This is a genomic window from Rhodobacter capsulatus, from assembly GCF_005144475.1.
Classification (GTDB): domain Bacteria; phylum Pseudomonadota; class Alphaproteobacteria; order Rhodobacterales; family Rhodobacteraceae; genus Rhodobacter; species Rhodobacter capsulatus_C.
The window spans coordinates 1-8,721 of sequence record NZ_SWJZ01000078.1 but is presented as its reverse complement, the minus strand read 5'-3'; the positions used below and the strand labels follow the sequence as shown (position 1 = coordinate 8,721).

The 8,721-nt window shown below is 69.2% G+C and carries 8 protein-coding genes; 6 read left to right on the top strand and 2 right to left on the bottom strand.

Annotated elements, in window-relative coordinates:
• Together FBT96_RS16140 and sbcD are read right to left on the bottom strand one after the other, a co-directional pair.
• Positions 1–831 (bottom strand): AAA family ATPase (locus tag FBT96_RS16140; protein WP_169583529.1); only part of this gene is annotated, 831 nt, incomplete at its 3' end.
• 3 nt (positions 832–834) lie between these two features.
• Entirely contained in the window at positions 835–2,052 is a 1,218-nt protein-coding gene (sbcD, locus tag FBT96_RS16135; protein WP_136908411.1) for an exonuclease subunit SbcD, read from the bottom strand.
• Positions 2,053–2,337: 285 nt separating this feature from the next.
• Between sbcD and FBT96_RS16130 the strand changes: the two genes are divergently transcribed.
• The 6 genes from FBT96_RS16130 to mnhG are packed head-to-tail and all read left to right on the top strand — an operon-like array spanning position 2,338 to position 8,287.
• Positions 2,338–5,226: a monovalent cation/H+ antiporter subunit A gene (locus FBT96_RS16130; RefSeq protein ID WP_136908409.1), complete on the top strand. Its 2,889-nt coding sequence runs from the start codon at positions 2,338–2,340 to the stop codon at positions 5,224–5,226.
• The gene (locus tag FBT96_RS16125) at positions 5,226–5,570 is read left to right on the top strand and encodes a Na+/H+ antiporter subunit C (protein ID WP_136908407.1); all 345 of its coding nucleotides are present in this window, start codon (positions 5,226–5,228) and stop codon (positions 5,568–5,570) included. The genes FBT96_RS16130 and FBT96_RS16125 overlap by 1 nt, the downstream gene beginning before the upstream one ends.
• Positions 5,567–7,177, top strand: a complete 1,611-nt coding sequence (locus tag FBT96_RS16120; protein WP_136908405.1) for a monovalent cation/H+ antiporter subunit D — start codon at positions 5,567–5,569, stop codon at positions 7,175–7,177. Before FBT96_RS16125 ends, FBT96_RS16120 begins: the two co-directional genes overlap by 4 nt.
• Positions 7,174–7,662, top strand: coding sequence for a Na+/H+ antiporter subunit E (locus tag FBT96_RS16115; RefSeq protein WP_136908403.1), 489 nt, complete (start codon positions 7,174–7,176; stop codon positions 7,660–7,662). The genes FBT96_RS16120 and FBT96_RS16115 overlap by 4 nt, the downstream gene beginning before the upstream one ends.
• Positions 7,659–7,937 carry a K+/H+ antiporter subunit F gene (locus tag FBT96_RS16110; protein WP_136908401.1) on the top strand — a complete coding sequence of 93 codons (279 nt, stop codon included), beginning with the start codon at positions 7,659–7,661 and terminating at the stop codon, positions 7,935–7,937. Before FBT96_RS16115 ends, FBT96_RS16110 begins: the two co-directional genes overlap by 4 nt.
• Positions 7,934–8,287, top strand: coding sequence for a monovalent cation/H(+) antiporter subunit G (gene mnhG / locus FBT96_RS16105; RefSeq protein ID WP_136908399.1), 354 nt, complete (start codon positions 7,934–7,936; stop codon positions 8,285–8,287). Before FBT96_RS16110 ends, mnhG begins: the two co-directional genes overlap by 4 nt.
• Positions 8,288–8,721: the final 434 nt, after the last annotated feature.

Genomic DNA, 8,721 nt, shown 5'->3' with positions numbered 1-8,721 from the left:
GGTCTGCACCTGCCGGGCCGCCTCGGCGTGGCGGCGGTGCCGGGCCAGTGCCTCGGTCAGCCCCGCCCGCTCTGCCGCCGCCGCCGCGGTCGCCGCGGTCCGTGTGGCGATCTCGGCCGTCAGCGCCGCGCGGGCCGCGTCGTCCAGCAAGCGATGCTCGGCGGCGCGCGTCAGCAGCTGCGCATGGGCGGTCCGCGCGGCCTCGGTGCGTTCATAGACCCGGATCGAGACGGCGCGGTAAAGCCCGGTTCCGGTGACCTTTTCCAAAAGCGCCGCGCGCTCGCCGGTGTCGGCGCGCAGGAAGGCGTCGAAATCCCCCTGCGCCAAGAGGACGGTGCGGCGGAATTCCTCGTAGGACAGGCCGGTCAGCGCCTCGACCTGCTCGCTCACCGCCTGGCTCTGCGCCGCCAGCACCTGCCCGTCGGCGGCCCGGGAAAGGCTGCGCGCCACCGATTGCAGCTTGCCCTCGACCTTGTCGCGGGCCCGCCGTGCCTGCCAGCGCGCGATATAGTCGGCGCCGTCGCGGGCGGTGAAGCGCACCTCGGCCCAGCCCGTCGCCGCGCCGCGCCGCAAGATCGCGCGGCTGTCGGCGGCGCTGATCTCCTCGCCCGCCGCATCGGGCACCTTGTCGCCGCGCGCCCCCGCCGAGAGCCGCGGCGCATCGCCGTAAAGCGCCAGACACATCGCATCGAGGATCGAGGATTTGCCCGCCCCGGTTTCCCCGGTGATCGCGAAAAGCCCGGCGCCCGCCAGCGGCGCGGTGGTGAAATCGATGCGGAAGGGCGCCGCGAGGCTGGCAATGTTCTGCCCGGAAATCGACAGGATACGCATGGGTCAGACCTCGGACAGCGCGTCGCGGAAGGCGCCCAGATGGCGGGCCTCGGGGTCGGCGCCGTGCAGATCGCGGAAGGCCATGGCGAAGAGCGCCTCGGGGGTGGTCTGGCTCAGCCCCTGCGGCAGCGGCGCGGCGGGCGTGCCGGTTTCGGGCCGGGTGATCGTCAGCCCGGCGAGCCGCAGCGGAAAGGGCTCGAGCGCGGCGTCAAGGGCCGCGGTGATCTCGGTCACCGGGCGGTCGGCGGCAAGGGCAAGATAAAGAAACGGCGCCTCGGCGCGCGGGGTGTCGCCCGGCGGCAGGGCCCCGAGCGCGGCGAGGATCTCGGGCAGGGGGGCGGTGCCCGCTGCGGGCAGGCGCAGCACCGGCACCGGGCGCGGCAGCGGGATGTGGCGGGGGGCGGCGCCGGTCGCCAGATCAAGCAGCGTCACGCCATGGTCATAGCCGATCTCGCTGGCGGAAAGCGGAAAGGGCGAGCCGGAATAGCGCACCCGCCCGCCGTCAAGCGATTGCGGCCTGTGCAGGTGACCGAGCGCGACATAGGCGAGCGCGGGGGGAAAGACCTCGGGCGGCACGGCATGATCGCCGCCGATCAGGATGCGCCGCTCGGCGCCCGCGCTTTCGAGCCCGCCCGCACAGGTCAGATGCGCCATCGCGATCAGCGGCACCGCGCCTGCAAGCGCCTGTGCCCGCGCCACCGTCTCGGTCAGAAGCGCGCGCAGGGCGCCCGTCACGGCGCCCTCGGTGCCTTCCTCGGCGCCCAGGCGCAGGCCCGGCAGATCGGCCTGACGCAGGAAGGGCAGCGCCAGAACCTGCGCGCGCACCTGCCCGGCCCGGTCGCGCAGGGGGATCAGATGGCGGCCAAGATCCACCCCCTCGGCCCCGCGCGTGAGCGTGCCAAGGACATGCACGCCCAGTTCGCGCAGCACCGCCTCGGGCGCTTCCAGCCGCTGCGCCGGGTCGTGATTGCCCGATGTCAGCACGATCTGCAGCCGCGGATTGGCCCGCACATAGCCCGCAAGCGCCGCGTAAAGCAGCCGCTGCGCCTCGCCCGAGGGGTTGAGCCCGTCAAAGACATCCCCCGCCACCAGCAACGCATCTACCTGTTCCGCAAGCAGGATTTCGCCCAGATGCGCAAGGAAGGCGCGGTGCTCGGTCTCGCGCGACCAGCCGTTCAGGGTCTGTCCGATATGCCAGTCGGCGGTGTGCAGGATACGCATGCGGGACTTTCGCGGTTGCGGTCGGGGACGGGGCCGGGCGGGCCAGAGCGGCGTCAGATTAGACCGCGCCGCCGCCAAGGGCCACCCGAAACGATCCCCAAGGCCGCGGGGCAAAAACGCGACGCATCGTCTTGAAATGTCGTAAACAACCCCTTTATGACACAGGAGTTCCCTGCCACGATCCGGGGCCCGTGCCCGCGGCAGCCTTGTCGGGCTGACCGCCGGGGTCGGTTTCGGGGCGGGCCCCTCCGTGACCTCAACCCCTGAAAGGACAGCTGCGGGCGCATGATCGAAGAAAACCTGCTGCTGATCCTTGTGGCGCTGCCCTTTGCGGCGGCTTTGGCGACAAGCACGATGTCGCCGCGGGCGCATGACGCGGCGGCCTGGGTCTCGGGGCTGTTTCTGGCGGCGGGGGGCGTCGTGCTGGCGCTGCTGCACGGGCCGATCGGCGCGGGGCAGGTGGTGCGCGGCCAGATCGGCTGGGTGCCAGCGCTCGGGCTTGATCTGACGTTCCGGATGGACGGCTTCGTCTGGCTGTTCGTGTCGGTGATCTTCGGCATCGGCATTCTGGTGCTGATCTATGCGCGCTATTATCTGTCGAAAACCGATCCGGTGCCGCGGTTTTACGCCTTTCTGATGGCCTTCACCGGTGCCATGGTCGGCATGGTCCTGTCGGGCAACATCCTGATGCTGGTGGTGTTCTGGGAGCTGACCTCGATCCTGTCCTTCCTCCTGATCGGCTATTGGCATCAGGGCCAGGCGGCGCGCGACGGGGCGCGGATGGCCTTGATCGTGACCGGGGCGGGGGGGCTGTGCCTGCTGCTGGCGATGGTCCTTTTGGGGCAGATCGTCGGCAGCCATGATCTGGACCGGGTTCTGGCGGCGGGCGATCTGGTGCGGGCGCATCCGCTTTACCCGCTGGTGCTGGGCCTGTTCCTGATCGGCTGTTTCACCAAATCGGCGCAGATGCCGTTTCACTTCTGGCTGCCCGGCGCGATGGCGGCGCCGACGCCGGTCTCGGCCTTCCTGCATTCGGCGACGATGGTGAAGGCGGGGGTGTTCCTGCTCGTGCGGTTCTCGCCGGTGCTGGGGCAGACCGATCTGTGGTTTCATCTGGTCACCGGCACCGGCATGGCGACCCTGGTCCTTGGCGCGTTTCTTGCGATGTTCCGGCATGATCTCAAGGGGTTGCTGGCCTATTCCACGATCAGCCACCTGGGTCTGATCACCGCGCTTGCGGGCATCGGCAGCACCGGCGCGATCCTTGCCGCGATCTTTCACATCCTCAATCACGCGGTCTTCAAGGCCTCGCTCTTCATGGCGGCGGGCATCATCGACCACGAGACCGGCACCCGCGACATGCGCCGTCTGGGCGGGCTGCGCCACGCGATGCCGGTGACGGCAAGCCTGGCCATCGTCGCGTCTGCCGCGATGGCGGGGGTGCCGCTGCTCAACGGCTTCCTGTCCAAGGAGATGTTCTTCGCGGCGGCGGCGGCCTGGAACAACGGCAGCTGGCTGGACAATGCGCTGCCCTATTGGGCGGTGCTGGCCGGGGCCTTTTCCGTCGCCTATTCGCTGCGCTTCATCGCCAGCGTCTTCTTCGGCCCGGTCGCGACCGATCTGCCGCGCAGCCCGCACGAGCCGCCCGCGCTGATGCGCCGCCCGGTCGAGGCGCTGGTGCTGATCTGCCTTGTCGTCGGCATCCTGCCCGGGCTGACGCTCGGTCCGGTGCTGCATCTGGCGGCGGTCGCGGTGCTGGGGCCGGATCTGCCCTATACCGACATCGCGCTGTGGCACGGGCTGACGCTGCCCCTGGCGATGAGCTGCGTCGCGCTGGCGGCGGGCATCCTGCTTTACGCGGTCTTCGGCGGGCAGATCGCGCGCGGGCCCGAGGGGCCGCCGCTTTTGCACCGGCTGCGGGCGCAGAAAGTCTTTGAGCGCACGATGTTCCTGTTGACCTGGACCTTGCCGCGGCTCGGGCTGCGGCTGTTCGGGACGGAACGGCTGCAACCGCAGTTGCGGCTGATCGTGCTTCTGGCGCTGGCGGCGGGGGCGGTGACGCTGTGGGGGGCGCTGTCGCCCGCGGCAAATCCGCTGTCGGTGCCGCTCAACCCGGCCTTTGCGGCGATGTGGGGGGCGGGGGCGGCCTGCGCTCTGGGCGCGGCGGCGCTGGCGAAATACCATCGCTTCGCGGCGGTCGTGCTTTTGGGCGGCGCGGGGGCGGTGACTTGCCTGACCTTCGCCTGGCTGTCGGCGCCCGATCTGGCGGTGACGCAGCTGCTGGTCGAGATCGTCACCACCGTCCTGTTGCTGCTGGGCCTGCGCTGGCTGCCGAAACGGCGCGAGGAAATCGCCGCCGACCGGCTTTTGCCCGCGCGGCTGCGACGGGCGCGCGATTTCGTCATCGCGGGCACGGTCGGCACCGGTCTGGCCGCCGTCGCCTATGTGATGATGACCTGGCCGCTGATCCCCAATGTCGGCGACTGGTTCCTGCGCAACGCCTATCACGAGGGCGGCGGCACCAATGTCGTCAACGTGATCCTGGTCGATTTCCGCGCCTTCGACACTTTCGGCGAAATCACCGTTCTGGCGATCGTCGGCATCACCGTCTTTGCGCTGCTGCGCCGCTTCCGCCCGGCGCCCGAAAGCATCACCCGCACCGAGGAGGAAGCCGGGCTGCGCGATCCGACGCTGGCGCATGCGCTTTTGGTGCCCTCGGTGATCATGCGCTGGATGTTCCCGGTGCTGATCGTGCTGGCGGCGATCCTGTTCTTGCGCGGCCATGACCTGCCGGGCGGCGGCTTTTCCGCCGGGGTGACGGTGTCGATCGCGATTCTGCTGCAATATCTGGGCCATGATCTGCGCTGGGTCGAGGCGCGGCTGACCGTGCTGCCGATCCGCTGGATGGGGGTGGGGCTGTTGATCGCGGGGGGCACGGGGCTGGGCGCCTTCGTCTTCGGCCATCCGTTCCTGACCGCCCATGCGCGCTATGTCGATCTGCCGCTGATCGGGCAGGTTCCGGCGGCGACGGCGCTGATCTTCGATGCCGGGGTCTTTGCGCTGGTGCTGGGGGTGACGGTGCTGATGCTGATCGCGCTGGCGCACCAGTCGCTGCGCATCGCCCGCCTGCGCGAGCGCGAGCGCGTCGCACAAAAGGAACGGGAGGCCGCGTGATGGAAATCGTTCTCTCTGCCGCGATCGGAATTCTGGCCGCCTCGGGGGTCTGGCTGCTGCTGCGTCCGCGCACCTTTCAGGTGATCGTCGGGCTTTGCCTTTTGTCCTATGCGGTCAATCTGTTCATCTTTGCGATGGGGCGGCTGATGGTGGGGGTGCCGCCGATCATGCCGCGCGGCGGTTTCGTCGATCCGACCGCCTATACCGATCCGCTGCCGCAGGCGCTGGTCTTGACGGCGATCGTCATCGGTTTCGCCGCGACGGCGCTTTTCCTGGTCGTGCTGATCGCGGCGCGGGGGCTGACCGGCAATGACCATGTCGACGGCAAGGAGCCCGAGGCATGATCCCCGCGCCCGAACATCTGATCATCGCGCCGATCCTGATCCCGTTCTTTGCCGGGGCCTTGATGCTGATCTATGACGACCGGCAGCGCCGCGCGAAGCTGGCGATCAGCCTTGTCGCGGCGCTGGCGACGCTTTTGTGCGCGCTCGAGCTTCTGGCGCGCGCCAAGGGGCAGGGGCCGGGCGGCGCCGAGGCTGGGCTTTACCGGCTGGGCGACTGGGGCGCGCCCTGGGGCATCGCGCTGGTGAACGACCGGCTTTCGGCGCTGATGCTGGTGCTGACCGGGCTGCTCGCGCTGCCCGCGCTGGTTTATGCGGCGGCGGGCTGGCACCGGCAGGGGCCGCATTTCCACAGCCTGTTCCAGTTCCTGCTGATGGGGCTGAACGGCGCCTTCCTGACCGGCGATCTGTTCAACCTCTTCGTCTTTTTCGAGCTGCTGCTGGCGGCCTCCTACGGGTTGTTGCTGCATGGCGGCGGACAGCTGCGGGTGCGGGCGGGGCTGCATTACATCGCCGTCAACCTGACCGGATCGGCGCTGTTCCTGATCGGGGTCAGCCTGATCTATGGCGCCACCGGCACGCTTGACATGGCGCAGCTGGCGCGGCTGATCGCCGATCTGCCCGAGGGGCGGCGGGCGCTGTTTCAGGCCGGGGCGGGCTTCATGGGGCTCGCGTTCCTGATCAAGGCCGGGATCTGGCCGCTGTCGTTCTGGCTGCCCACCGCCTATATGGCCAGCGCCGCGCCGGTGGCGGCGATGTTCGCGATCATGACCAAGGTTGGCATCTATGTGATCTTGCGGCTGTCGTTCCTGCTGTTTGGCACTGCGGCGGGGGTCTCGGCGGGCTTTGGCGCGCCGGTGCTGATCGCGGGCGGCATGGCGACGATCCTGTTTGGCGTGATCGGCATTCTGGCCGCGCAGGGGCTGGGCCGGATCACCGCGCATCTGCTGCTCGTGTCCTCGGGGACGGTCCTGACCGCGGTGGGCGTCGTGCTGGCGGGGGCCGAAAGCGGCATCCTGGCGGCGGCGCTTTTTTATCTGCTCAACTCGACCCTTGCGACCAGCGCGCTGTTCCTGCTGATCGAGCCGATGAACCGCGAGGAGGGCGGCATTGCCGGGCTTCTGGCGCTGACCGCCGATGCCTATGGGCTTGACGAGCATGAACAAGAGGCCGCGCCCGGGGCGGGGCTGGCGATCCCGGGGACGCTGACGGTGCTCGGGCTGTCCTTTGGCGCCTGCGCGCTGGCGCTGGCGGGGCTGCCGCCGCTGGCGGGCTTTCTGGGCAAGCTCGGGATGTTGCAGGGGCTTCTGGCCGCGGGCACGGCCCCCGATGCGCTGCACTGGGCCTTTGCGGGGCTGCTTCTGGGCGCGGGGCTGGCGACGCTGATCGGTCTGGTGCGGGTTGGCGTGCAAAGCTTCTGGGCCGCCGATGCGCCGCCGCCGCGGGTGCTGGCGCTGGAAATCGCCCCGGTTATGGCGCTGATCGGGCTGCTGGTGCTGCTGTCGCTCAAGGCCGAGCCGGTGCTGGGCTACATGCAGGACACCGCCCGCGCGCTGGTGCAGCCCGCCGTCGCCACCCGCGGCGCCCCCTTCGAGGAGACCGCGCCATGACCCGGCTTTTGCCCCATCCGCTGCTGACGCTGGCGCTGACGCTGATGTGGCTGCTGCTGACGCGGTTTTCGCTGGGCCATCTGCTGCTGGGCGGGGCGGTCGCCATTCTGGCCGGGCTTGCCTTTGCCCGGCTGGAACCGCAGCCGCCGCGGCTGCGCGCGATCTGGCCGCTGATCCGTCTGGCCGGGGTCGTCTCGGTCGACATCCTGCGGTCGAACTGGGCGGTGGCGCGGCGGATGCTGCACGACGGCGGTCCGCGCCCGCGCCGCTCGGGTTTCGTGGCGATCCCGCTGCGCCTGCGCGATCCGGTGGCGCTGGCGCTTCTGGCGCTGGTCGTGGCGGCCACCCCGGGCACCGTCTGGATCGATTACGACCCCGGAACCGGGGTGCTCCTGCTGCATGTCTTCGAGCTGCAGGACGCAGACAGCCTGCGCGCCACGATCTGCGCGCGCTACGAATCCCGGTTGCTGGAGGCGTTCGGATGATCTCCCTGCTCGCGTTTGCGCTGACCTATGCCCAGATCGCCCTGGCGCTGGCGGCCTGTCTTGCTGCGCTGCGGATCCTGCTTGGTCCGCGGGCACAGGATCGGGTGCTGGCGCTCGAGGCGCTTTATGTCGCGACGATGCTGCTCTTCATCGTGACCGGCATGCGGATGGGCACGCCCTTCCTGTTCGAGGCGGCGCTGGTGATCGCGGTGGCGGGTTTTGTCGGCACCGTCTCGGCGGCGAAATTCCTGCTGCGCGGCGAGGTGATCGAATGAACGCGCCCGAAACCCTGCCCTGGTGGATCGCCGCTCCGGTCGCGGCCTTCCTGCTGCTGGGATCGACGCTGACGCTGCTTGGCGCGATCGGTCTGGTGCGGCTGAAAAGCTTTTACGACCGGCTGCATGCGCCCGCGCTTGGCACCAGTTGGGGGGCGGCGGCGATCCTGATCGCCTCGCTTCTGTCCTGGTCCTGGCTGCAGGACCGGGTCTTCATCCACGAGCTGGTGATCGGCATCTGCGTGATGGTGACGACGCCGGTGACGATGATGCTGCTTGGCCGCGTCGCGCTGCACCGGGACCGCCAGGATGCGCCGCCGCCCGCCCGTTCCGATACGGCGCCAAAGTGACGGCCTGATCGCCCGCCGCCGCCGCAAAGCCCGGTCTTGCGGCAAGGCCTTGCAACCCTTGCGTGTTTTCGCGCGCGGATCGAGGGGAGGGAGGCCCCGCCGCCGCGATTGCACGGGATGTCGCGCCGGCTCCGGGCGCTGAATCGGCTTGCTATTTAATTTACAAACCTGATCCGTATCTTGAAAAGATATTTACATTATTGTGCTGACAAAAAAAGGGTTTACGAAAAGATACACAATCAGTTTACACTGCTCTTCGGGAGTGGAGCCGCGGGCGTCCCGCGGCATCTGGCGGCTTTCGTCGCCGACAGAGGAGGAATTCATGGGAGTTCAAGGACAACCGACGGTCGCACCGGCGCTTCGGGAGGTTCCGGCGGGGTTTGAGACGGCGCATGCGAATGGCGCGAAATACCTCGAGATGTATCGGGAATCGC

Bases quoted from the DNA above. Each gene is read 5' to 3' on its own strand.
- sbcD (WP_136908411.1), bottom strand. From the start codon at position 2,052: ATGCGTATCCTGCACACCGCCGACTGGCATATCGGACAGACCCTGAAC.
- FBT96_RS16130 (WP_136908409.1), top strand. From the start codon at position 2,338: ATGATCGAAGAAAACCTGCTGCTGATCCTTGTGGCGCTGCCCTTTGCG.
- FBT96_RS16125 (WP_136908407.1), top strand. From the start codon at position 5,226: ATGGAAATCGTTCTCTCTGCCGCGATCGGAATTCTGGCCGCCTCGGGG.
- FBT96_RS16120 (WP_136908405.1), top strand. From the start codon at position 5,567: ATGATCCCCGCGCCCGAACATCTGATCATCGCGCCGATCCTGATCCCG.
- FBT96_RS16115 (WP_136908403.1), top strand. From the start codon at position 7,174: ATGACCCGGCTTTTGCCCCATCCGCTGCTGACGCTGGCGCTGACGCTG.
- FBT96_RS16110 (WP_136908401.1), top strand. From the start codon at position 7,659: ATGATCTCCCTGCTCGCGTTTGCGCTGACCTATGCCCAGATCGCCCTG.
- mnhG (WP_136908399.1), top strand. From the start codon at position 7,934: ATGAACGCGCCCGAAACCCTGCCCTGGTGGATCGCCGCTCCGGTCGCG.